Consider the following 23,152-nt stretch of genomic DNA (forward strand, 5'->3'; position numbering starts at 1 on the left):
TTGTCGTCATGCCGCTCGAGTTGATCCACGACAGCGAGGATCCGCGATTGGCGGACTACCGCAACCTCACCGACACGGCGCTTCGGCGCATGAAGGAGCCCGAGCACGGCCTGTACATCGCCGAGTCGGTGAAGGTGATCGCGCGCGCGGTCCAGGCCGGTCACACACCGCGCTCCGTGTTGACGCAGCGCAAGTGGGTCGAGCAGGTCGAACAGGTGCTCGCAGGACGTGACACCGCCGTCTATCTGGTGACGGATGACATGGCCGAGCGGGTCACCGGCTACGCCGTGCACCGAGGCGCGCTGGCGTCGATGCACAGGCCTGTGCTGCCCACGGTGGCTGAGGTGCTGCGCGATGTGAAGCTCGTCCCACCTCACCCGGAGTCCCAGAGAACGGCTCGATCTCGTGTCGCGGTGCTTGAGGGCTTGACGGATCACGCCAACGTCGGGAGTGCCTTCCGGAACGCTGCCGCGCTGGGCGTGGACGCGGTCCTGGTGACGCCCAGCTGCGCTGACCCCTTCTACCGGCGTGCGGTACGGGTTTCGATGGGCACGGTGTTCCAAGTGCCGTGGACAAGGATCGAGAACTGGCCAGCGGGCATAGTCGACCTCCAGGCGGCTGGATACATCGTTGCCGGCATGACGCTGGGAGAGGGAGCGATCACGCTTGACCGGCTGGTCGAAGAGGACCACGAGAAGCTTGCTCTGATCTTCGGTACTGAGGGCGATGGCATCGCGTCCGAGACCGACCGCCGTCTTGACCGCAGAGTCACCATTCCGATGATGGGTGGCGTCGACTCTCTGAACGTTGCGGCTGCTTCGGCCGTGGTCTTCCACGCGACGAGGTGAACACGAGCGTCGGCCTGCGGCCGCGGGTCTCAGACGTCTGCCAGATGCAGCCGGCCGCCCTGCTTTCCATAGATCGCGATGATCTCGGAGGGGATGTCGTCGAGTGCGTTGCCGATCCAGTGCGGGACTCGGGTATCGAACTCCGCAGCTTCGCCGGCCGACAGTTCCGTCGCCTGCTCTGAGAGCACCAACCGAATTCTTCCGGACAGGACATACAGCCGCTCGCGTCCAGCGTGCGAGTGAAACCTCGCCGGCGGCAATGTGGCGACCGCAAAACCGACAGCATCGCCTCCATTGCAGATCACTGTCATCAGATCCATCAGCACTCACGATCGAACCTCACGGGTCTTGATCTCGCCGACGTCGTGTCGGGCCGCAGCCCGCGCACCATTCTGACCCTGTTCACGCACGTACTCGACGAACTCGCCTGGAACACAGGACACCTCGACATTCTTCGATCGCTCGCGGAGACCACTGACCGCTGACATCACGACCGCTGCTGACATCAGGGCCGCTGTGGTTCGGGTCGCCGGTGGCTCCACCGCTGCAGCGTCAAGGTGATCGCCGCGACGCCGACTACTTGCTGTCGGAGAAGAAGATCGGTCCTGGCTCCGGCCGCTTCGCTGTGATGAGGTCGCCGGAGGATTGGTGTCGCAGGCGCCTGAGCACCCATGGCACCAGGTGCTCCCGAGCCCACCCGAGGTCCTCACCACGGGCCTCGCGCCACGTGCGTACCGGCCGCGGCTCGGGCTGCAGCGCCTGCAGATCGTTCGGCACGTTCAGGGCGCGCAGCACCATTCTGGCCACCTCGTGGTGCCCCAGCGCGTTGAAATGCAGCCGGTCATCGTCGAAGAAACGCGAATCCTGCACGGTCTTCAACGCCCATTGATCGGCGACGATGCAGTCATGCGTCTCCGCGATCGCGCGGATGTTCTCGTTGTAGATCGCCACCTTGCCGCGGAATCGCCGGAAGACGGGCGTGAACCCGGTGTCGATTCCGGTGAAGAGGACGATCGCAGCGCCGGTCGATGCCAGTCGGGCGACCGCGTCCTCGAGCTGTTCGGCGATCGCGTCCGGATCTGTGCCAGGACGGATGACGTCGTTGCCGCCGGCGCAGATCGAAACGAGGTCGGGGCGCAGTGCGACGGCGGGTTCGATCTGATCGGCGACGATCTGGGCGATGAGTTTTCCCCGCACGGCGAGGTTCGCATATGCGAAACCGTCGACCTGACGCCCGAGCACCTCGGCGACGCGATCAGCCCAACCGCGATGCCCGTCCGGGACGGCGGGATCAGGATCGCCGATGCCCTCCGTGAACGAATCGCCGACGGCGACGAATCGCCGCCACGGGTGCGGGGTCTCGTTCGCGACATAAGGCGTTCTGGGCGATTCCTCGTCGACCATTGATACTCCTTCGCAGCGTGCGCGTCGGGAACGGCGACCGCGCAGTCTTCGAGCCTACTCGCCCGTCGGAACAAAGGGGCGGGCCGCGCGGACGGTGCCGCATGCGAGCGTGCCGCAGTGTCTGCGGCACCGATTACCCTTGAATCGATGCTCTCTCCGTCCTTCCCCCAGCGCGCCCCGTGGGGGACGGCGGACAAGCTTCGCGCGTGGCAGCGTGAGGCGCTGGACATCTACTTCCAGCGCGATCAGCGCGACTTCCTCGTCGCCGCGACACCCGGTGCTGGAAAGACGACGTTCGCGTTGACGCTCGCCGTCGAACTGCTGCGCATGGGCGAAGTGAACCGGATCATCGTGGTCGCTCCGACCGAACACCTCAAGACGCAATGGGCCGACGCCGCCGCACGCGTGCACATCCGTCTCGACCCGCGTTTCCGCAACAGCCACTGGGCGCCGTCACGTCAGTATCACGGCGTCGTCGTCACCTACGCGCAGGTCGCCGCGAAGTCGTCAGTGCACCGCCACCTGACCGAAGACGCCAAGACTCTGGTCATCCTCGATGAGGTGCACCACGGTGGCGATGCCCTCAGCTGGGGCGACGCGATCCGCGATGCCTACGGCCCGGCGAAGCGCCGCCTGTCGCTGTCAGGCACGCCATTCCGCAGCGATACCGCACCGATCCCGTTCGTCACCTACGCGCCCGACGAATCCGGTGGACGAGTGTCTTCGACGGACTACGCCTACGGCTACGGTCGTGCTCTGGCAGACGGCGTCGTGCGGCCAGTGCTCTTCCACATGTACTCCGGGAAGATGCGCTGGCGCACGAGCGCCGGCGACGAGCTCGAGGCCCATCTCGGGCAGGACAACACCAAGGACGTGAACTCGCAGGCGTGGCGCACTGCTCTCGACCCCGAGGGCGAATGGATGCCGGCGGTTCTGTCGGCCGCCGATCGACGCCTCACCGAGATCCGCCATCACGTACCGGATGCCGGTGGCTTGGTGATCGCGACCGATCAGACGGTGGCACGCGCCTATGCCAAGATCCTGCACAGCCTGACAGGCGAGCGACCGACGGTCGTGCTCTCCGATGAGGCCGCAGCCTCGGAGCGCATCGAGAGGTTCAGTGCCGACACGAGTCGCTGGATGGTCGCGGTGCGCATGGTGTCGGAAGGCGTCGACGTGCCGCGACTCGCCGTCGGTGTCTATGCGACGTCGTCGTCGACGCCGCTGTTCTTCGCCCAGGCCATCGGCCGCTTCGTGCGTGCCAGACGCCGTGGTGAGGCTGCGAGTGTCTTCCTGCCGAACGTGCCGGTGCTCATGGGCCTGGCGAACGAGCTGGAGAAGCAGCGCGACCACGCGCTGGATCGTCAGACCAAGGATGAGGACGGGCTCGACGACTCGCTGCTGGAGAGCGCGAACCGTGAAGAGGAGACCTCCGACGCCCTCACTCAGGAGTTCAGCTATCAGGCGATCTCCTCGCTCGCGCACTTCGACCGCGTCGTCTTCGAGGGGCAGGAATTCGGTCAGCTCGCCGAACCCGGAACCCCCGAGGAGGAGGAATTCATCGGCATCCCGGGACTCCTCGAGCCCGAGCACGTGCACGAGCTGCTCATGCAGCGCCAGACTCGCCAGTCGAAGCTGCGTGAAGCGCGAGAGTCCGAAGCGGGCCCGGAGACGGTCACGACGCTGCCGGCTCCGCTGCACCGCACGATGCGCGAGCAGCGGCAGCTCCTGAACAGCCTGGTCGGGCTGTACGCCCGGCAGGCGGGAGAGCCGCACGGTGCTGTGCACGCCGAGCTGCGCCGCATATGCGGAGGGCCGGCCGTCGCGCAGGCGACCGTGACACAGCTGCAGGCGCGCATCGAGGTGCTGCGCAAGCGCGTGCGCAAGTAGCCCGCTGCTCCCTGAGCCCGTCGAAGGGTTAGGAACCCCGAAATGCTGGCAATCCCTGGATTCCGGGGATGCCGGCCGCACCTGCTGGATACCGTTGAAGCTGCCCGATCACTCACTGGAGGATTCATGACAGCGCGTGCTGCCGCCGAGCCGACCGCCGCCGATCGCCGGCGTTGGGCACGATATCTCGTCGAGGAACGCGCCGAGGGGACGGTCTATCAGAAGCTCGCCGGGCGCAAGGCGGGAGAGGAACGCGAGATCCTGCAGAGCCTCGCCGATGCCGAGCGCCGCCATGAGCAGCACTGGCTGGATCTGCTCGGGGGAGAGCCGAACAAGCTCCCGAAAGCCGGTATCCGCTCGCGCCTGCTCGCCTGGATGGCAGGGCGATTCGGCTCCATCTTCGTGCTCGTTCTGGCTCAGAGCGCGGAAGCGCGTTCTCCTTACGACACCGAGCAGTATGCGACGCCCGCGATGCGCGCGGACGAGAAGATCCACCACGAGGTCGTGCGCGGCCTCGCCGCGCGTGGTCGGAGGCGCCTGTCCGGCTCCTTCCGCGCCGCCGTGTTCGGAGCCAACGACGGACTGGTCAGCAACCTCGCTCTCGTGCTCGGTATCGGCGCGACGGGGGTGGCATCGAGTTTCGTGCTGTTCAGCGGCATCGCAGGACTTCTCGCCGGAGCGTTGTCGATGGGCGCGGGGGAGTTCGTCTCCGTGCGGTCACAGCGTGAACTGCTCGCCTCGACGGAGGCGAATGACGACGCCGCGCACTCCGCGGGGGACCTCGACATCGACGTGAACGAATTGGCACTGGTGTATCGGACACGCGGCATGGACGAGAGCGAGGCTCTGGAGAGGTCGCGCCGCATCATCTCGGCCGCGCAGGAAGGCGTGCGTCGCGCCGCCACGGCGCCCGTCCGCACTCACGCGGCCGGCAGCGATCATGACATCGTCGGGCGTGATTGGACGGCCGCGATCTCCAGCTTTCTCCTCTTCGCGTCAGGCGCGATCATTCCGGTGCTGCCGTGGATCTTCGGCCTGCAGGGCATCACGGCGATCCTCACGGCTCTCGTGCTGGTCGGCATCTCGCTGCTTGCCACCGGGGCGATGGTCGGGATTCTCTCGGGCGGACCGCCGCTGCGCCGCGCACTGCGTCAACTCGCGATCGGGTTCGGCGCCGCCGCGATCACCTATCTGCTCGGTCTGGTCTTCGGGGTCGGCGCGGTCTGATCCGCGTGACGCCACCCATACACTGGGCGGGGGCGCGATGTGGCTGATCGACTCGGTTCCGGCGACGGCGGCCGCGCGAGCGAAGTGCTCCCGGTCCCCGCCTTCGCGCTGTTCTGGAGCGCGACGACCATCCGAGCATTCGGTGGATCGATCGCGGGCGCGGCATTCCAGATCCTTATCGTCACGGTTATCGCCGCTTCTCCCTTCGAGATCGGCGTGCTCAGCGCTCTGAGCATGGTCCCCTACCTCTTCCTGGGCCTGATCGTCGGGGCGCTCATGGATCCGTGGCGGCGCCAGCGGACTCTCATCATCACGAGCATCGGTCGCGCGCTGGTCCTCGGCACGGTCCCGGTGCTCCTCCTGCTCGACGCGCTCGACTTCTGGTCCCTCGCGGCTCCCTCGTGATGGCCAATGCGAGGTTGGGTCAGAGCGAGACGGTGGCGGTCACAGCGGGACCCGCGCTGGGCGGAACTCTCCTCAATCTTCTCGGTGCGCCTTTCCTGTTCGCGTTCGGTGCCGTGATCAACGCAGTGTCCGCCGTGCTCCAGTCCCGGATCAAGGTCGACGAGGCCACGCCGTCGCCTCGTGTCGCGGGCGCCATATCGGCGACGACATCGTCGAGGGGATGCGCTACACCTATCGGCATCGAACCCTCTGTCCACTCGCGGTCTCCATCCACGTGTGGTTCGTCGGGAAGAGCATCGTCGCGACGGTGTTCGCCGTCGGGCGATTCTGCTGGGCCGCCTGCTCGTCATCGTTCCGTGGGCGGCGCTTGCAGTGGCTCCGATATCCGCCGCAAGCGGACTCGCCCTGCTCGCCGGCTCGCTTGCGACCTTCTTGGGCTATCCGCTGACTCTCGGCGTCGCGGCAGTCATATTCGCCGCAGCCGCAGCGGTGGTCGGATTCTCTCCGTTGCGAACCGCGCGTCATGAGGACGCTGCACGTCTCGATTCCTGATCGCGAATAGGGGCGAAGCAAAAAGCTCCGGAAGATCCTGGGCGAACCAGGATCTTCCGGAGCTGTTCTGTGCGCGGAGGGGGACTTGAACCCCCACGCCCTTACGGGCACTACGACCTCAACGTAGCGCGTCTACCATTCCGCCACCCGCGCAGGTGATGAAAGGTTGTCTCCAACCGAAGATCGAGAATAGCACGCCGGCGGAGGGCGTTCGAACCGAGGAGCGTCCCGGGCGTGCCGTGCCGGTTCGATAGCCTGAGGGCATGTCTGACGCCGAACTGCCCGAGGTCGTCCGTGTCGCCCAGGACCTCATCCGGATCGACACCTCGAACTTCGGCGGCGGCAATGCCAAGGGGGAGCGCGAGGCGGCCGAGTACGTCGGGGCGTACCTGGAGAGCCTCGGCTTGAAGCCCGAGTACTACGAGCCCATCCCGCGCCGCACCAACGTCATGGCCCGTGTGACCGGTCGCGATTCGAGCAAGCCGGCGCTGGTCGTGCACGGCCACCTCGACGTCGTCCCGGCGATGGCTGAGGACTGGAGCGTCGATCCGTTCGCCGGCGAGGTGCGGGACGGGATGCTGTGGGGCCGCGGAGCCGTCGACATGAAGAACATGGATGCGATGATCCTCACGTCAGTGGCGGAGATTCTGCGGGCGGGCGAACAGCCGGAGCGCGACCTCGTGCTCGTGTTCTTCGCTGACGAGGAGAACGGCGGAGTCGAAGGATCGGCGCTCGTCGTGAAAGAGCGACCCGAGTGGTTCGCCGGGGCGACCGAGGCGATCAGCGAGGTCGGCGGCTACTCCATCACAGTCGACGATCGCCGCGCGTATCTGCTGCAGGTGGGGGAGAAGGCCCTGATCTGGATCCGTCTCGTCGCGAAGGGACGCGCCGGCCACGGCAGCCGCCTTCACGAAGACAGCGCCGTGGTGAAGCTCGCCGAGGCCGTCGCAGCGATCGGGCGCACGCGCTGGCCGATCCGGCTCACCGCCACGACAGAAGCGCTGCTGCAGGGACTCAGCGAGCTCACCGGACGCCCCGTCGACGACCCGGACGCTCTCGCGGCAGCATCCGGTCCTGCTGAAGCATTCCTGAGCTCGACGTTCCGCACGACGGCCAACCCGACGGCGCTGACCGCCGGCTACAAGCACAACGTGATCCCTGAGCGCGCGGTAGCGCTGATCGACGTGCGCGTGCTGCCCGGTACGGAGGACGATGTGCTGGCCGAGCTGCAGCAGATCGTCGGTGAAGACATCGTCATAGAGACGGTCGTTCGCGACATCGGCATGGAGACGCCGTTCGAAGGCGCACTGGTGGATGCCATGGTGCAGAGCCTCGGACGCCACGACCCCGGCGTGCCGGTCATCCCGTACCTGCTCGGGGCAGGCACCGACAACAAGGCGCTCTCCACGCTCGGGATCACAGGCTACGGCTTCGCGCCTCTTCGCCTTCCGGCCGATCTCGACTTCACCGGGATGTTCCACGGTGTCGATGAGCGCGTCCCCTTAGAATCACTTGTCTTCGGTCAGCAGGTTCTGACCGGTCTCCTGCGCACGTACTGACGCGCTTCCCTGAATCAGAAGGCCCTCCATGCACCTGCTCGAAGCGCTGTTCCTCGGCGTCATCCAGGGACTCACCGAGTTCCTTCCGATCTCATCCAGTGCGCACCTGCGCATCGTCGGCACCTTCACCGGCTCTGGCGAGGATCCTGGGGCCGCGTTCACGGCGATCACCCAGATCGGCACCGAAGCTGCTGTGGTGGTGTTCTTCTGGCGCGACATCACGCGCATCATCGGACATTGGTTCCGCTCGTTGACGGGGTCGCTCCCGCGCAACGATCCCGACGCCAGGATGGGGTGGCTGATCATCATCGGCAGCATCCCGATCGTCGTCCTCGGACTGCTGTTCCAAGACCAGATCGAGACCGTGCTGCGGTCGATGTGGGTTGTCGCCATCATGCTCATCTTCTTCGGCATCCTGCTCGGAATCGCCGACTACGTCGGCGCGAAGCGCCGCAAGCTCGACCAGATCACCTATCCGCACGGCATCCTGTTCGGATTCGCCCAGGCACTGGCGCTGATCCCCGGCGTCTCGCGTTCCGGAGGCACGATCACGATGGGGCTGTTCCTCGGGTACGAGCGGGCGGCCGCCGCACGCTATGCGTTCCTGCTCGCCATCCCCGCCGTGTTCGGCAGCGGCTTCTTCCAACTGTTCAAGAGTTGGGACGCCCCAGACCAGTACTTCTCGCTGGGTGAGACCATAGCTGCGACGGGCATCGCGTTCGTCGTGGCGCTCGGCGTCATCGCATTCTTCATGAACTGGATCTCCAAGCGCAGCTTCCTGCCGTTCGTGATCTATCGCATCCTGCTCGGCGTTACTCTGCTGATCCTGCTGAGCATGGGAGTGATCGCGGGCTAGCGCTTGTGGTCGCCGGGGCCGTCGCCTCGGCGACGCAGGTAGCGCTCGAACGCCTGCGCGATCGCATCGCCTGAGGCCTCCGGCGAGTCCCAGGTGTCACGGGTGCGCTCGAGCTGATGGATGTACTCGGTCATCTCCTCGTCATCCGCCGCTGCGGCGTCGATCGACGCCTCCCAGGTGGCAGCATCCGTGCGCAGCCGTTCACGAGGCATGTCGATGCCGGTCAGCTCCTCCAGGCGATCGAGCAACGCGAGAGTCGCCTTGGGAGAGGGCGCCGCGGATGCCACATAGTGCGGCACGCTCGCCCAGAGATTGGCGGTCGGGATGCCGGCACGCTCGGCGAAATGCTCGATCACACTGAGGATCCCGACCGGACCTTCGTACAACGAACGCTCCAGACCGAGCGATTCACGGACCTGTTCATTGGCGCTCGACGCGAAGATCGAGATCGGCCGCGTGTGCGGAACATCGGAGAGCATCGCGCCGAGTGTGATGAACCCGGTGACATCGTCGCGCAGCGCGACGTCGATGAACTCGTTGGCGAAGGCCTGCCAGGTGCGTGCCGGTTCCACGCCGGTGAGAAGCCAGAATTCCGGCGTTCGATCCGTCGATGGTGCGGCAGGACGCCACAGCGCCGCCTCAGGCCAGCGCAGATCGCGGCGTCCGGTGGCGTCCATCTTGGTCGACGGGCGGGTGTACTGGTAGTCGAAGTACAACTCGGGGTCGACCGTGTGCACGAGCTCGTACTCGGTGCTCTCGCGCAGCATCTCGATCGCGCAGCTCGCCGCCTCGCCGGCGTCGTTCCAACCATCGAACGCGACGACGACGATGCGGTTGCCCAGTGCATCCATCGAGTTCTCCTCCCATCCCGAACGCGGGTATCCCTCCAGGCTAGTCCGCGCCAGACGGGTGCGGGACATCAGCCGGGCTAGCATGGAGCGGTGAGTCAAAAGCCCCGCGCGGTCCTCTGGGACATGGATGGAACACTGGTCGACACCGAGCCGTACTGGATGGCGGCGGAGACGGCGCTGGTGGATTCCTTCGGAGGAACCTGGTCGCACGAGCAGGCGCTGCAGCTCGTCGGCAACGGCCTGCTCGACAGCGCGGTGCTGCTCCGTGCGGCAGGAGTCGACATGGATCCCGACGCGATCGTCGACAAGCTCACGGATGATGTGCGCACGGCATTGGCGACGCAGGGCGTTCCCTTCCGCCCCGGCGCCAAGGCCATGCTGCGAGACCTTCATGCCAACGGCATCCGCACCGCACTCGTGACGATGTCGCTGCGCCGGATGGCTCTGAGCGTCGTCGAGCTCGTCGAGTTCGACGCCTTCGAGCACATCGTCGCAGGGGACGACGTCGAACAGCCGAAACCTCATCCGGAGCCGTATCTGAAGGCAGCCGGGCTGCTCGACATCGACATCGAGGATGCCGTCGTGATCGAGGATTCCGTGACCGGTGTGCGTGCCGGCGCAGCATCGGGCGCCGTGACTCTCGGAGTTCCGCACATGGTGCCGCTCGACGGGGCAGGCGCGCACGCGCTCTGGTCCACGCTCGAGGACAGGACCGCCCATGACATCATCGACCTGTACGCCTCGACGAAGGCCGCGCAGACCGAGGGCGTTCTGCGGTGAGCGTCGCATCTGCACGCCAGAGCGGACCGTTCCGCGACGGCGACCGGGTACAGCTCACTGGACCCAAGAACCGGCTTCACACGGTCACCCTCAGCGAAGACGGCGAGCTGCACACCCACCACGGCGTGTTGCGACACCGGGATCTGATCGGTCTGCCCGACGGTTCGGTGGTCGCCAACAGCTCGGGGCACGAGTACCTGGCGCTTCGCCCGCTGCTGCGCGATTTCGCGATGTCGATGCCGCGCGGCGCGGCGATCGTGTATCCGAAGGATGCTGCTCAGATAGTGATGCAGGCGGATATCTTCCCCGGCGCGACCGTTGTCGAAGCCGGGGTCGGGTCGGGTGCCCTCTCGCTGTCGCTGCTGCGCGCGGTGGGTCCGACGGGGAATCTGGTGTCATTCGAGCGCAGGGACGACTTCGCGGAGGTCGCGCGAGCCAACGTCGAGACGTTCTTCGGGGAATCACCCGACACGTGGCGGGTCGTGGTGGGCGATCTCCTCGACGCGCTGCCGGCCGAACTCCCGGCCGGTTCGGTGGATCGTGTCGTGCTCGACATGCTCGCACCGTGGGAGGTCATGGATGTCGTCGCTGACGCCCTGACTCCGGGAGGTGTGGTGCTCTGCTACGTGGCGACTGCCACGCAGCTGTCTCGGGTCGCCGAGTTCATCCGCGGCGCCGGACTGTTCACCGATCCCGATGCATCCGAGACGATGGTTCGCGGCTGGCACGTCGAAGGTCTCGCGGTGCGTCCCGATCACCGGATGGTCGCACACACCGGATTCCTCCTCACCGCTCGCCGTCTGGCCCCGGGAACGATCGCGCCCGAGGTCAAACGTCGTGCGTCGAAGTCGAGTTACGGCGATGAGGATGTCGAGCAGTGGACGCCGGGAGCAGTCGGAGACCGCGATATCACGGACAAGAATCTGCGTAAGCGCGTCCGGGAGGCCACGAAAGCGGCAGACGGGGCGCGTCGTGCCGCCGCATCGCGCGATTCTGAGCAGCGTTCCCAATAGACTGGAACGCGTGCGTAAAACGTCTGCCGCTCTGGCCACACTCAGCCTCGCCCTCGTTGCTCTGACGGGGTGCACCACGGCGCCCGCGTTCGGCGGCGCCGCGTGCGACCGTGCGGCGGCGACCAGCGGGATCGACGACATCGCGACGATCACCGGAGAAGTGGGCGCCCAGCCGGATGTCGAGCTGTTCACTCCGGTCGGAGCACAGAAGAGTTCATTCAGCGACGTCGTCGTCGGCACTGGCCGTGCTCTCACGAGCCCGACCCAGAGCGCTGTCCTCGAGTTCGCGCTCTACTCGGGGAAGACCGGAGAAGCCGTCGCAGGCACCGCGTTCGATGAGGATCAGGCGCAGCTCGTGAGCATTGATTATTGGTCGCAGCGGGTGCCGGAGTTCGGGAAGGCGCTGGAGTGCGCCACCGAAGGCAGCCGCGTGCTCTCGGTGATCTCGCCGGAAGACTTCGGCGCGCAGAATCTTGCAGGCTTCGAACTCGACGAGGACGAGCCGGTCGTGGCTGTCTTCGATGTCGTGAAGGTCTTCCCGTCGAAGGCTGAAGGCGCCCTCCAGTACAACGACGCAGCAGGTATGCCGACTGTGGTGCGCGCCGATGACGGCCGCCCCGGCATCATCGTCCCCGACAGCGCGGCTCCCACCGATCTCGTCGTGCAGACCCTCATCAAGGGAGATGGCGAGAAGGTCGCAGACGACGACACTGTGCTCGTCAACTACACGGGTGTGACGTGGGCGGAGAAGACCGTCTTCGACTCGTCGTGGGACCGCGGGGCCACCGTATTCGATCTCGCCGCTCTGATTCCGGGCATGACGCAGGGCCTGAGCGGGCAGACCGTCGGTTCGCAGGTGCTCATCGTCGTTCCGCCCGAGCTCGGGTATGGCGAAGAGGGCGGTGGCGCTGTCCCCGCGAACTCGACCCTCGTGTTCGTCGTCGACATCCTCGGCATCGATCCGCCCGCGGCTCCAGCACAGTGATGGCTGCCCGGATCCCGCCCGAAGAGCGTCAGACGAATCTCGTCGTGGCGCTGATGGCCACGGAGATCGGGCTCACGAAGCAGCAGATCCTCGACAACATCTCCGGTTACCGGCAGCGCGCTGACGCCGGCACACGCGCGGATGCGCTGGAGAAGATGTTCGAGCGCGACAAGGACGAGTTGCGGTCGCTCGGTGTCCCGATCGAGACGATCGGCGAACCCGGCGACCCCAATGATCTCCGCGAGGCCAGATACCGCATTCCGAAGGCCGAGTACGATCTGCCTTCCGACATAGAATTCAGCCCCGCCGAGCTCGCCGTTCTGACGCTGGCAGGCAGCGTCTGGAGTGCGGAGTCGTCATCGGCAGACGCGCAGGCGGGCGTGCGCAAGATCCGGGCGCTGGGAATCGACGGCGATGAGCCGATCATCGGCTTCGCGCCGCGGATCACCGTTCGCGACGCGAGCTTCGCGCCGCTGCAGAGCGCGATCGAGGATTGCCGCGTCGTCACGTTCGACTACCTCAAGCCGGGGGAGGAGTCGCCGCGTCGCCGGCGAGTCGAACCTCTGGCTCTGCTCGACTACGAGGCGCGCTGGCACGTCTATGGCATCGACCTCGATGCGGATGACGAGCGCACTTTTCTTCTCAGCCGCATCGTCGGCGACGTGAGCGCGACGAAGCAGACGTTCGACGCGGGTCTCCGCGAAGGTGCGGGGGAGCGCGCGCTGGCGGGTCTCGAGGCGGTCGCCGCTCGCAATTCCGCTCTGCTCGAGATCACACCGGGCACCGAGGCCGCGCTGCGGCTCGGTCGACGTGCGACTGCGCAGGTGCAGGGCTTCAGTGTGCCGTTCGTCGATGTGCACATCTTCGCCGATGAGCTCGCCTCGTACGGACCTGAGGTGCGCGTGGTCGAGCCCGCCGTGCTGAAGGACGCCGTGATCGCTCGCCTCGAGGCGACGATCGCCGCCCATGCCGAGTCTGCTTCTGCCGATTCTGTCAGCACCGCTTCTGGTCACCACGACGGAGGGGAGCGCTGATGGCCGAGAAGACGAAACCCTTCCTCGCATCGGACCGGGTGCGTGCGTATCTGACGTTGGTGCCCTATCTCCTCGAGCGCGGGCAGGTCTCGCTCGAAGAAGCTGCCGGTGAATTCGGCATCACGGTAGACGAGATGCGCGGCATGGTCGAGAAGCTCACCGTCATCGGCCTTCCCGGCGACGCCGGATACTGGCAGCAGCCGCACGAGATGTTCGACATCAACTGGGATCTGCTTGATGAAGAAGGCGTCATCGAGATCACCAACGACGTCGGACTCCGCCGGGTTCCGCGGTTCACCGCACGAGAGGCTGCCGCGCTCCTGGCCGGCCTGCAGGTCGTCGCAGCAGTGCCCGCAGTGTCGAATTCGGGTCTGGTCGCAGGATTGCTGGCGAAGCTCTCCCGCGCGTCCGCGAACGCTCCGGCCGAGGTCGTCATCGCGCCAGGGACGGTCGATGCGGTGCGAGATGCCGTCGCCAGTGCGCTGAGCCGCGGAGTCGCCGTGTCATTCCGGTATCAGGCACCGGACGCCCCGGCCACGACCCGCACGGTCGACCCAGTCCAGGTGCTGATCACCGGCGGACAGTGGTACCTGCAGGGCTGGTGTCACCTTCGTGAGGCGATGCGCACCTTCCACCTCGATCGAGTCAGTGAGCCGGAGCTGACCGAGATCCCGATCACGCACGCCGACGAACTCCTCCCCGAGGCATTCGGCACGATCGGGGACGACGATGAGGTCACCGTCCGCCTTCCCGAACGGCTGGTGCCGCTGCTCGGCGACTACGTGCGGGCAGACAACGCGGAGCACAGCGGCGGTTTCGTCACCGCGCGCGTGCCCATTGCTGATCCGCGCGGCATCAAGCGCATCGCAGGTCGTTTCGGCGGGCACCTCGAGGTGCGTCAACCGGAAACAGCCCGCGCGGCGACACGAGAATGGGCAGCGGCCGGACTTGCGCTGTACCGTCACCCGTAATTCTTCATCCGCAGGTAGACTGCACGAAGACCCGATCCCTGGAGGGAACCATGGCTGGATTGACCGGTTGGCATCTGCTCGTACTCGTGCTCGTCGTCCTGTTGCTTTTCGGTGCTGCGAAGCTCCCGGCACTGGCGAAGAGCATGGGCCAGTCCGCGCGGCTCTTCAAGGGCGAGATGAAGGCCATGAAGGAAGACGACGGAAAAGTCGCCCAGACCTCGGCTGACCAGGCCTCGGCTGACGTCGCGAACACGTCGACGGCACCGGACCAGGGCGCTTCTGCACCCAGGTCTGACAGCGGCACCACCCCCTGACGACTGTGACCGCGATCGACAAGAAGTCGGCCGCGAGTGACAAACCACGCAATGAACGCCGTATGTCGCTCGGCGGCCACCTCGTGGAGTTGCGTCGACGGCTGATGATCTCTGCGGCGGCGCTTCTCGTCGCCATGATCTTGGGGTTCGTCATCTCCGACCCTGTGATCGCCTTCATCACAGAACCGGTGCGGAAGATCGCAGAGGCTCGCGGCGACGACCTCGTGGGTCTGACGTTCTCCTCCGTGACCTCGCCATTCGATCTCCGCATGCGTATCGCGTTCTCGCTCGGGATCTTCATCGCGGCGCCGGTGTGGTTGTGGCAGATCTGGGCATTCATCATGCCTGGTCTCACTCGCAAGGAGATCAGATACACGGTCGCCTTCGTGGCGGCCGCGGTTCCGCTCTTCTTCGGCGGCTGCTACGTCGGAGCGCTCGTCGTGCCGCATGTGATCGAGCTGATGGCCACGTTCACCCCGGAAGGTGCGAACAACCTCTTCGAGGCGAAGCAGTTCTATGACTTCAGCCTCAAGCTGATGCTCGTGGTCGGAGTCTCGTTCGTCCTGCCGGTGTTCCTGGTCGCGTTGAACGTGGCCGGCGTCATGTCGGGGCGTGCGATCCTCAAGGGATGGCGCGTCGCCATCCTCATCGCGACGGTGTTCGCCGCTCTGGCCACGCCGGCGGCTGACGTCGTCAGCATGCTGATGCTCGCCGGCATCCTCGTCGTGCTGTTCTTCGCCGCCGCAGGTCTGTCCGTGCTGTTCGACCGTCGCAAGACCAAGCGTGCAAAGGCTGAAGGACTGCTTCCGGACGTCGAGGTATGACCTCGCCCGCCGAGCGATACGCTGCCGCCCGCGACGCGGCATCTCACCCGCAGACAGCGGCATTCGCTGCGCGACAGAGTTTCGATCTCGACCCCTTCCAGATCGAAGGGTGTCACGCTCTCGAGCGCGGCCACAGCGTGCTGGTCGCGGCGCCCACCGGCGCGGGGAAGACGATCGTCGGAGAGTTCGCGATCCATCTCGCGATGCAGACTCCGAAGGACAAGGCGTTCTACACCACGCCTATGAAAGCACTGTCGAACCAGAAGTTCCGTGAGCTCGTCGACGTGTACGGGGCAGATCAGGTCGGACTGCTCACCGGTGACACGAACATCAACGGCAACGCCAGGATCGTCGTGATGACGACCGAGGTGCTGCGGAACATGATCTACGCGGATTCCGCCGCGCTGGCCGATCTGCGCTACGTCATCATGGACGAGGTGCACTACCTGGCCGACCGTTTCCGCGGTGCGGTCTGGGAAGAGGTCATCATCCACCTCCCGTCGCAGGTGCGACTGGTCTCGCTCAGCGCGACGGTCTCCAACGCGGAAGAGTTCGGAGACTGGCTCGACACGGTGCGCGGCGACACCGAGGTGATCGTCTCCGAGATCCGGCCGGTTCCGCTCGAACAGCACGTGCTGGTGCGAGACGACCTGCTCCCGCTGTTCGATGATCGCGCAGGGGTCGCCACGGCGACGGTGAACCAGGAGCTCATGCGCATCCGCTCGTTCACCGGGTCGCGCTATGACAGCAACAAACGAGCGCAGTCGTACATCAGCGGCAAGCACGCAGGGCGTCAGAGTCCCAGGCCGCAGCGAGGTGGACGCCGTCCGGTGCGCGCGGCGAACTCGCAGCGGATCGAGCGGATGGACCGGCCTGAGGTCATCCAGCTGCTGGAGCGCACGAACCTGCTCCCAGCGATCTTCTTCATCTTCAGCAGGGTCGGCTGCGACGCGGCCGTCCAGCAGGTTCGCCGTTCCGGCCTCCGGCTGACGACGGCGGAAGAACGGGCCGAGATCCGGGAACTCGTCGAGGAGCGCACGCGATCTCTGCAGGATGAGGATCTCGGAGTGCTCGGCTACTTCGAATGGGTGGAGAACCTCGAGCGGGGGATCGCCTCGCATCACGCCGGTCTCCTGCCTGCCTTCAAGGAGGTCGTCGAAGAGCTCTTTCGCCGAAAGCTCGTCAAGGTCGTCTTCGCCACCGAGACTCTCGCGCTCGGCATCAATATGCCGGCCCGCACGGTGGTGCTGGAGAAGATGGAGAAGTTCAACGGCGAAGCGCGCGTCGCCATCACCTCGGGGGAGTACACCCAGCTCACCGGTCGTGCCGGTCGTCGTGGGATCGACGTCGAGGGACATGCCGTGGTGCAGTGGACCGAGGGCATGGATCCGCAGGCGGTCGCTGCTCTCGCATCTCGGCGCACCTACCCCCTGAACTCGAGCTTCCGGCCCACCTACAACATGGCGGTCAACCTGATCGACATGTTCGGCCGGCCCCGTGCACGCCAGATCCTCGAGTCGTCGTTCGCCCAGTTCCAGGCCGACCGGGCCGTTGTCGGCCTCGCACGCCAAGTGCGCGAGGCGGAGGAATCCCTTGCAGGATACGTCTCGGCAATGCAGTGCGAGCACGGAGATTTCCTCGATTACGCGGGGATCCGGCGCGAACTCAGCGACCTGGAGAAGAAGAACCGTCAGGACTCGCATGCGCCGCGGTCAGCACGAGACAAGCGCATGAAGCGCATCCAGTCGCTGCGCACGAAGATGCAGCGACGCGGCTGTCACGGCTGCCCGGATCGCGAGGCGCATGCTCGTTGGGCGGAGCGCTATTGGAAGCTCAAGCGCCAGACCGACCGCACCCGCGCGCAGATCCAGACGCGCACGGGAACGGTCGCACGGGTCTTCGACCGAGTGGTCGAGGTGCTGGCAACGCTGGACTACGTCTCGGGCACCGCTGACGACACCGCCCTCACCGAAGCCGGGCGAACCATGCGCCGTATCTATGGCGAGCGTGACCTGCTGGTGGCAGAGTCGCTGCGCCAGGGACTCTGGAAAGCTCTGGATGCGCCGTCGCTCGCGGCGATGGCATGCTGCCTGGTGTACGAGCCGCGTAGAGATGAGGCGAACTCGGGGGAGCGCGGACTGCCACGCGGCGCCTTCCGCAGCGCATACGAGAAGACGACGACGCTGTGGTCAGAGCTCGATGACCTCGAGCAGGATCATCAGCTGCCGGGCTCTGAGCCGCTCGCAGCCGGACTTGCCGGTGCGATGCACGCCTGGGCACGCGGCGCGCAGCTCGATCGGGTTCTCGTGGATGCCGACATGGCTGCCGGCGACTTCGTTCGTTGGGCGAAGCAGACGATCGATCTGCTCGACCAGTTGTCGATCGTGGCAGAGGACGCGGGAGTCGCGCGTACGGCGCGGCAGGCGCTGGACGGTGTGCGGCGCGGCATCGTCTCCTACTCGTCGATGTGAGAATGCAGCTGATGACAGAGCTCGCCCCCGAGCGCCCGCGTCGGTCTCGACCTGTTCTGCAGCGCCCGCTGCTTCCGCTGTGGGCAGCGGTGGTGGTGGCGGCAGTCTCCGGGTTCCTCATGGATCTGTCCTATCCGCAGGCGAACATCTGGCCGCTGGCGTTCGTCGCCGTGGCGCTGCTTCTGCTCGCCCTGATCGGCAGGCGTGCCGGCGGAGCGCTGCTGGTCGGAGCGGTCTACGGCGCGGTGTTCTTCTTCCTGCTGGTATCTTGGACCTCGCGCTATCTCGGCGTCGTTCCGTGGGCCGCACTGGCGTCGCTGGAAGCGGCCCTGACGGCCATCGCAGTGATCCCCATCGCGCTGAGCTACCGATGGCTGCCCGGCGCTCTTCCGGGGCCCGTAGGACGCCTTGTGGGCCTTCCTGCGGTCATCGGAGCGCTGTGGGTGGGGCGAGAACTCTTCCTGGGCTCCTGGCCGTACACGGGCTTTCCGTGGGCGCGCATCGGCATGACGCAGTCGGAGAGTCCGCCGGGCGCGCTGTCGTCATGGGTGGGAGTGAGCGGGCTGAGCTTCCTGATCGTGTTCGCGGTGGCCATGCTGGTCGAATCGGTACGCATACGGCTCTGGCGTCTCCCGGTCGCGCTCCTCGCGCCGTCGGGCATCGTGCTCGTGCTTCTCGTGACGCCGGCGTTCCCGACCACCGCGGTCGGCACCATGCGGATCGGTGCAGTGCAGGGCAACGGGCCCAGCGGATATTTCGACGAGCGGGAGCCGTACTCGATCGTCCAGGCGCAGACAGATGCGACCGAGCCTCTGTTCGGTGAGGGCATGGATCTGCTGGTGTGGCCGGAGGGCGGACTGGACTACGACCCGTTCCAGGACGCTGCGCTCGCGCGTCGGATGACGATGGTCACCACGCGCGTCGGCGCACCGCTGCTCGCCAATGCTGCGACAGGGCGAGGCTACGAGTTCTTCAACACGTCGATGCTGTGGACCCAGGACGGCGTGGCCGAGCAGACTCATGACAAGCGATTCCCCGTACCGTTCGGCGAGTACGTTCCCGACCGCGATTTCTACAACGCGATAGTGCCCGACCTCATCGGACTGATCGGGCGCGAGTACACGCACGGCACGAACCCCCCGCTGATCGACGTCGACGGCATCGCTGTTGGCCTCGCGATCTGCTTCGATGTCATCTATGACGAAGTCAGCACCGAAGCCGTCAGAGGCGGCGCGCAGGTGCTGGTCTTCCAGACGAACAACGCAGACTTCCGAGGGACGGATGAGAACCTGCAGCAGCTCGCGTTCGCCCGCATGCGCGCAATCGAGACCGGGCGCAGTGTCGTCAACATCTCAACCGTTGGAACGAGCCAGATGATCCGTCCTGATGGCACGACGATGGCCGCGCTGGACGCGGACGAGGCCGGTGCGCTTCTCGAGGATGTGGAGTTGCGCACCGGCCTCACAGCTGGTGTCGTCCTGGGCCCCTGGGTGCAGCAGCTGCTGCTGTGGGGCGGACTGGGCGCACTGTTGTTCGGGTGGTGGCGCGCCCGTCGTCGGCTCTAGGCGCCGATCTTCTCGCGGGTCGGGTCTTCACCGGCACCACGGCGGGCACGGATGAATGCGAGGCGCTCCTCGAGGAGCTCTTCCAGCTCGGCGCGTGAGCGGCGCTCGAGCAGCATGTCCCAGTGGGTACGTGCGACCTTCTCGTCGGTGGCGTCGGGCGTGATGGTCTGCCCATCGACCCGAAGCACGGCCTCGGCACCGCAGGAGCGGCATTCCCAGGTCTGCGGCGGCTCGGCGTCGGCCGAGAACATCAGCGTGGTCACGTGATCACACGTGTCGCACTTGTAGGTGGTCTCGCGGCGTTCCATGAAAACGACGCCCTCTTCGCTCTGTAGGCTCTGGGCGCCGAGTCGGATGCCGCGCAGGCTGCGATCTGCCATTTTGTGGTCCTCTCGTCGCTGTCAGGTATAGCGGTTCAGCCTGTGCGCACGCTCAACGCAGGCGGATTCTCGGCGCTATTCACAGCCGAATCCCAGTCCGTCGTGCAATCGGGTCAGAAGAGCGTGTTCAGGGCCGTATCGGCGCGATCGGTGACGACACCGTCGACACCCAGCGCGATCAGCCGGCGCATGTCGTCTGAGGCATTGACGGTCCACACATGCACCTCGACGCCGTGGCGGTGCGCCGCGCGCAGGAGAGAGGGCGTGAGCACGCGAACCGGGCCGTATCGCTCGGGGATCTGAAGGGCATCGATATCTCGTAGTGCGCGTGCGCAGGGGAGACGCAGCGCACTCAGCAGTCGCACCCGCATCATGCTCGATCTGCCCGCGGAGGTCGCCGGACGCATCGCCGCTCCGGCGGCCAGCACGGCATCGACGGTGCGTCGGCGACGGGCATCGGAAAAGCTCGTCAGAAGAACTCGATGTGCGTGCGGCGCGATGATCCTGCCAAGGGGAGTGGTCGCGGCATCCGTTTTCACATCGATGTTGAAACGCGTCTCTGGGAATATCTCGAGCATCTCGCCGACGGTGAGCAGGCCACCGTGCGGTGCGAGGAGGCCTGCGAGCTCGCGTGTGCCGACTTCGCCGACCGTGCGGTCATCCGACAGCAGCCGTGTCAATGTCTCATCGTGGAAGAGCACCACGTCGCCGTCTGCCGTGACCCGGCAATCCGTCTCGATGTATTCCGCGCCGGCGGCGTGAGCGGCGGCGAATGCCGCGGCGGTGTTCTCCCACACGGCTCCTGGCAGCACGGCATTCGACGACGAGTCCTCGCCCGGTGCGGTCGGAAGACCACGATGGGCGAGGACTCGAGGATGCCGTGACTTGAGGAAGTACGGGTGCGTCACGCGCCGGGCGTGCCCGCGGGCGGCTGGCCGGTGCCGGGGCGCGGCGTGAATGCAGTGCCGATGCCCTTGAGCGCTTCGGTGAGCTCGCTCGGGATGATCCAGAGCTTGCTGGACTCGCTGTCTGCGATTTTCGGGAGCATCTGCAGGTACTGGTAGGCGAGCAGTTTGTCATCCGGTGCGCCCTGGTGGATGGATGCGAAGACGTTCTGGATCGCCTCGGCCTCACCCTGTGCGCGCAGAACGGCGGCCTGCTTGTCGCCTTCAGCGCGAAGGATCTCGGCCTGGCGAGCACCCTCTGCTTCGAGGATCGCGGACTGTTTGGTGCCCTCCGCGGTCAGGATCGCGGCGCGGCGGTCGCGCTCGGCGCGCATCTGCTTCTCCATCGAGTCCTGGATCGACAGGGGCGGGTCGATGGCCTTCAGCTCGACGCGTCCGACGCGGATGCCCCACTTTCCGGTTGCTTCGTCAAGCACGACACGCAGCTGCCCGTTGATGTTGTCGCGGCTGGTGAGCGCCTCTTCGAGGTTGAGCCCACCGACGACGTTACGCAGCGTGGTGGTGGTGAGCTGCTCGACGGCGCCGAGGTAGTTCGCGATCTCATAGGTCGCGGCGCGGGCGTCTGTGACCTGGAAGTAGACGACCGTGTCGATCGAGACCACGAGGTTGTCCTCGGTGATCACCGGCTGCGGCGGGAACGACACGACCTGCTCCCGCATGTCGATCAGAGGACGGAGCCGGTCGATGAACGGCACCAGGATGTTGAGGCCGGGCATGAGCGTCTTGTGGTAGCGGCCGAGACGCTCGACCACACCGGCTGTGGCCTGCGGGATGATCCGGATCGAGCGCGCTACCGTGACCACCACGAAGATGATGACGGCGATCGCGAGGATCCAACCGATCGCAGTGGGGATGAACGAGGAATCGTTCACGATTTCTCCTAGTCGTTGACGGGACGGACGATTGCAGTGGCGCCGTTGATCGTAGTGATCGCTACCGAGGCGCCCTGAGGAATGGGGATTGCCGCCTCGGTCCGAGCCGTCCAGGTGTCGCCGTTGCTGACTTTGACCTGACCGGAAATCCGTGTGATGTCGGCAAGTGCCGTGCCGCGGAGGCCGATGAGAGCGTCGACGTTGGATTTCGTCGGATCCTCACTGCGGTGAAGGCGTCTGAGCAGGGGCGGACGGATGACGAGGATGAACAGCGCAGCCGCTGCGGCGGCGACGATGAGCTGTGCCCAGACAGGCAGGCCGAACACTCCGGTGAGGAGACCGACCGCGCTGCCGAGGGCCAGCATGAGGAACGTGAAGTCAAGGGTCAGCATCTCGATCACGAGGAATACGGCGATCAGCACGAGCCAGCCGATCCACGCCCATTCGGTGACCAGCTCGAAGAAGACGGATACGTCGTTCATGGGCCCTCCTTTGCCGTCAACCTACCACGGTGGCGCGATGCGATCCGGGCATCGAATCCGCATTGGTAAGGTGAATATGCCGCGCTGCTCGTGGCGTTCCCCGCACCACTAGGAGTCACCGTGTCCGACGTTCTGCCCGCAGGTTCTCTCGCCGGAAAGGTCGCACTCGTCACCGGCTCGTCGCGGGGGATCGGGGCGGACACCGTCCGGTACTTCGCCGAAGCCGGCGCGGACGTCGTGATCAACTTCCGCAACAAGGCCCCGCGTGCCGAGAAGCTCGCCACGCAGTTGCGTGAGCTCGGGGGCCGCGCGCTCGTCGCAGGAGCAGACCTCACGGATCCGGCATCGGTCGCCGACATGTTCGAGAAGGTGCGCGCGGAGTACGGCCGGCTCGACGTGCTCGTCCTGAATGCATCCGGCGGCATGGAGTCCGGGATGGCGGAGGATTACGCGCTGACCCTCAACCGCGATGCGCAGCTGAGCGTGCTGAACGCCGCTCTGCCGCTGCTCGGTGAGGGCTCGCGCGTCGTTTTCGTGACCAGCCACCAGGCCCACTTCATCCGTACCACGCCCACCATGCCCGAGTACGAGCCTGTCGCACGCTCGAAGCGCGCAGGCGAGGACGCACTCCGAGGATTGATCCCGACGCTCGAAGAGAAGGGGATCGGCTTCACGGTCGTCTCCGGAGACATGATCGAAGGCACCATCACAGCGACGCTTCTCGAGCGTGCGAATCCGGGTGCGATCGCCGAGCGCCGTGGATCGGCGGGCAAGCTCTACAACGTCTCGGAGTTCGCCGCTGAGGTGGCCCTGGCGGCTGTCGAGCCGGTGCCTGCGGACAACACACGCCTCGTCGGCGACACCAGCGGCTTCGGCGGCGAATAGCATCCACAATGTGTGAACG

At 66.1% G+C, this 23,152-nt stretch carries 24 protein-coding genes and 1 tRNA gene; 17 read left to right on the forward strand and 8 right to left on the reverse strand.

Annotation, left to right across the window (positions count from 1 at the left end; translation table 11 throughout):
- Positions 1 to 8 precede the first annotated feature (8 nt).
- Complete coding sequence (locus HDC95_RS03590; protein ID WP_259061798.1) at positions 9 to 848, forward strand: RNA methyltransferase; 840 nt, start codon at positions 9 to 11, stop codon at positions 846 to 848.
- A 29-nt stretch (positions 849 to 877) separates the two neighbouring features.
- Here the strand turns inward: HDC95_RS03590 and HDC95_RS03595 are convergent, their stop codons facing one another.
- Both HDC95_RS03595 and HDC95_RS03600 read right to left on the reverse strand, forming a co-directional pair.
- Entirely contained in the window at positions 878 to 1,168 is a 291-nt protein-coding gene (locus HDC95_RS03595; RefSeq protein WP_310503225.1) for a cupin domain-containing protein, read from the reverse strand.
- 256 nt (positions 1,169 to 1,424) lie between these two features.
- Positions 1,425 to 2,252, reverse strand: coding sequence for an SGNH/GDSL hydrolase family protein (locus HDC95_RS03600; RefSeq protein WP_259061799.1), 828 nt, complete (start codon positions 2,250 to 2,252; stop codon positions 1,425 to 1,427).
- A 147-nt stretch (positions 2,253 to 2,399) separates the two neighbouring features.
- On the opposite strand from HDC95_RS03600, the gene HDC95_RS03605 reads away from it, so the two are divergent.
- The 4 genes from HDC95_RS03605 to HDC95_RS03620 all read left to right on the forward strand — a co-directional run bounded on the left by HDC95_RS03605 (position 2,400) and on the right by HDC95_RS03620 (position 6,326).
- Entirely contained in the window at positions 2,400 to 4,142 is a 1,743-nt protein-coding gene (locus HDC95_RS03605) for a DEAD/DEAH box helicase (protein ID WP_259061800.1), read from the forward strand.
- A 126-nt stretch (positions 4,143 to 4,268) separates the two neighbouring features.
- Positions 4,269 to 5,369, forward strand: a complete 1,101-nt coding sequence (locus HDC95_RS03610) for a VIT1/CCC1 family protein (RefSeq protein WP_259061801.1) — start codon at positions 4,269 to 4,271, stop codon at positions 5,367 to 5,369.
- 39 nt (positions 5,370 to 5,408) lie between these two features.
- Positions 5,409 to 5,774 carry an MFS transporter gene (locus HDC95_RS03615; RefSeq protein WP_259061802.1) on the forward strand — a complete coding sequence of 122 codons (366 nt, stop codon included), beginning with the start codon at positions 5,409 to 5,411 and terminating at the stop codon, positions 5,772 to 5,774.
- A gap of 276 nt (positions 5,775 to 6,050) precedes the next feature.
- Complete coding sequence (locus HDC95_RS03620; RefSeq protein WP_259061803.1) at positions 6,051 to 6,326, forward strand: hypothetical protein; 276 nt, start codon at positions 6,051 to 6,053, stop codon at positions 6,324 to 6,326.
- A gap of 70 nt (positions 6,327 to 6,396) precedes the next feature.
- On the opposite strand, the gene HDC95_RS03625 is transcribed toward HDC95_RS03620, so the two are convergent.
- Positions 6,397 to 6,479: transfer RNA gene (locus HDC95_RS03625), tRNA-Leu, on the reverse strand.
- A gap of 110 nt (positions 6,480 to 6,589) precedes the next feature.
- Here HDC95_RS03625 and HDC95_RS03630 point away from each other — a divergent pair.
- Both HDC95_RS03630 and HDC95_RS03635 read left to right on the forward strand, forming a co-directional pair.
- Positions 6,590 to 7,885 carry a M20/M25/M40 family metallo-hydrolase gene (locus tag HDC95_RS03630; protein ID WP_259061804.1) on the forward strand — a complete coding sequence of 432 codons (1,296 nt, stop codon included), beginning with the start codon at positions 6,590 to 6,592 and terminating at the stop codon, positions 7,883 to 7,885.
- 28 nt (positions 7,886 to 7,913) lie between these two features.
- Positions 7,914 to 8,741 (forward strand): undecaprenyl-diphosphate phosphatase, encoded by an 828-nt coding sequence (locus HDC95_RS03635; protein ID WP_259061805.1) that lies wholly within the window; start codon positions 7,914 to 7,916, stop codon positions 8,739 to 8,741.
- Here the strand turns inward: HDC95_RS03635 and HDC95_RS03640 are convergent.
- The gene (locus tag HDC95_RS03640) at positions 8,738 to 9,592 is read right to left on the reverse strand and encodes a PAC2 family protein (RefSeq protein WP_259061806.1); all 855 of its coding nucleotides are present in this window, start codon (positions 9,590 to 9,592) and stop codon (positions 8,738 to 8,740) included. The genes HDC95_RS03635 and HDC95_RS03640 overlap by 4 nt on opposite strands.
- A 90-nt stretch (positions 9,593 to 9,682) precedes the next feature.
- Between HDC95_RS03640 and HDC95_RS03645 the strand changes: the two genes are divergently transcribed.
- The 9 genes from HDC95_RS03645 (at position 9,683) to lnt (ending at position 19,549) form a co-directional block, all read left to right on the forward strand.
- Positions 9,683 to 10,372, forward strand: coding sequence for an HAD family hydrolase (locus HDC95_RS03645; RefSeq protein WP_396652635.1), 690 nt, complete (start codon positions 9,683 to 9,685; stop codon positions 10,370 to 10,372).
- Positions 10,369 to 11,385: a tRNA (adenine-N1)-methyltransferase gene (locus HDC95_RS03650; protein ID WP_259061807.1), complete on the forward strand. Its 1,017-nt coding sequence runs from the start codon at positions 10,369 to 10,371 to the stop codon at positions 11,383 to 11,385. Before HDC95_RS03645 ends, HDC95_RS03650 begins: the two co-directional genes overlap by 4 nt.
- Positions 11,386 to 11,395: 10 nt before the next feature.
- Positions 11,396 to 12,370, forward strand: coding sequence for an FKBP-type peptidyl-prolyl cis-trans isomerase (locus HDC95_RS03655; RefSeq protein WP_259061808.1), 975 nt, complete (start codon positions 11,396 to 11,398; stop codon positions 12,368 to 12,370).
- Positions 12,370 to 13,404, forward strand: coding sequence for a YafY family protein (locus HDC95_RS03660; RefSeq protein ID WP_259061809.1), 1,035 nt, complete (start codon positions 12,370 to 12,372; stop codon positions 13,402 to 13,404). Before HDC95_RS03655 ends, HDC95_RS03660 begins: the two co-directional genes overlap by 1 nt.
- Positions 13,404 to 14,375 (forward strand): YafY family protein, encoded by a 972-nt coding sequence (locus HDC95_RS03665; RefSeq protein ID WP_259061810.1) that lies wholly within the window; start codon positions 13,404 to 13,406, stop codon positions 14,373 to 14,375. Before HDC95_RS03660 ends, HDC95_RS03665 begins: the two co-directional genes overlap by 1 nt.
- A gap of 50 nt (positions 14,376 to 14,425) precedes the next feature.
- Positions 14,426 to 14,689, forward strand: coding sequence for a Sec-independent protein translocase subunit TatA (gene tatA / locus HDC95_RS03670; RefSeq protein WP_259061811.1), 264 nt, complete (start codon positions 14,426 to 14,428; stop codon positions 14,687 to 14,689).
- A gap of 62 nt (positions 14,690 to 14,751) precedes the next feature.
- Positions 14,752 to 15,513 carry a twin-arginine translocase subunit TatC gene (gene tatC, locus HDC95_RS03675; protein ID WP_259062211.1) on the forward strand — a complete coding sequence of 254 codons (762 nt, stop codon included), beginning with the start codon at positions 14,752 to 14,754 and terminating at the stop codon, positions 15,511 to 15,513.
- Positions 15,510 to 17,984: an RNA helicase gene (locus HDC95_RS03680; RefSeq protein ID WP_259061812.1), complete on the forward strand. Its 2,475-nt coding sequence runs from the start codon at positions 15,510 to 15,512 to the stop codon at positions 17,982 to 17,984. Before tatC ends, HDC95_RS03680 begins: the two co-directional genes overlap by 4 nt.
- Positions 17,985 to 17,995: 11 nt before the next feature.
- Positions 17,996 to 19,549 (forward strand): apolipoprotein N-acyltransferase, encoded by a 1,554-nt coding sequence (lnt, locus tag HDC95_RS03685; RefSeq protein ID WP_259061814.1) that lies wholly within the window; start codon positions 17,996 to 17,998, stop codon positions 19,547 to 19,549.
- Here lnt and HDC95_RS03690 read toward each other — a convergent pair.
- From HDC95_RS03690 to HDC95_RS03705, 4 genes are all read right to left on the reverse strand, one after another.
- Positions 19,546 to 19,929 (reverse strand): RNA polymerase-binding protein RbpA, encoded by a 384-nt coding sequence (locus HDC95_RS03690; protein WP_259061815.1) that lies wholly within the window; start codon positions 19,927 to 19,929, stop codon positions 19,546 to 19,548. The genes lnt and HDC95_RS03690 overlap by 4 nt on opposite strands.
- 113 nt (positions 19,930 to 20,042) lie before the next feature.
- Entirely contained in the window at positions 20,043 to 20,837 is a 795-nt protein-coding gene (locus HDC95_RS03695; protein WP_259061816.1) for a glycerophosphodiester phosphodiesterase family protein, read from the reverse strand.
- Positions 20,834 to 21,766, reverse strand: coding sequence for an SPFH domain-containing protein (locus HDC95_RS03700; RefSeq protein WP_259061817.1), 933 nt, complete (start codon positions 21,764 to 21,766; stop codon positions 20,834 to 20,836). Before HDC95_RS03700 ends, HDC95_RS03695 begins: the two co-directional genes overlap by 4 nt.
- Before the next feature lie 8 nt (positions 21,767 to 21,774).
- Positions 21,775 to 22,248, reverse strand: a complete 474-nt coding sequence (locus HDC95_RS03705; protein WP_259061818.1) for an NfeD family protein — start codon at positions 22,246 to 22,248, stop codon at positions 21,775 to 21,777.
- A gap of 120 nt (positions 22,249 to 22,368) precedes the next feature.
- Here HDC95_RS03705 and HDC95_RS03710 point away from each other — a divergent pair, with 120 nt between their 5' ends.
- Entirely contained in the window at positions 22,369 to 23,133 is a 765-nt protein-coding gene (locus tag HDC95_RS03710) for an SDR family oxidoreductase (RefSeq protein WP_259061819.1), read from the forward strand.
- Positions 23,134 to 23,152 lie beyond the last annotated feature (19 nt).

Origin of the sequence: Microbacterium sp. AK031 (assembly GCF_024807145.1) — a bacterium.
In the GTDB taxonomy this organism is placed as follows: domain Bacteria; phylum Actinomycetota; class Actinomycetes; order Actinomycetales; family Microbacteriaceae; genus Microbacterium.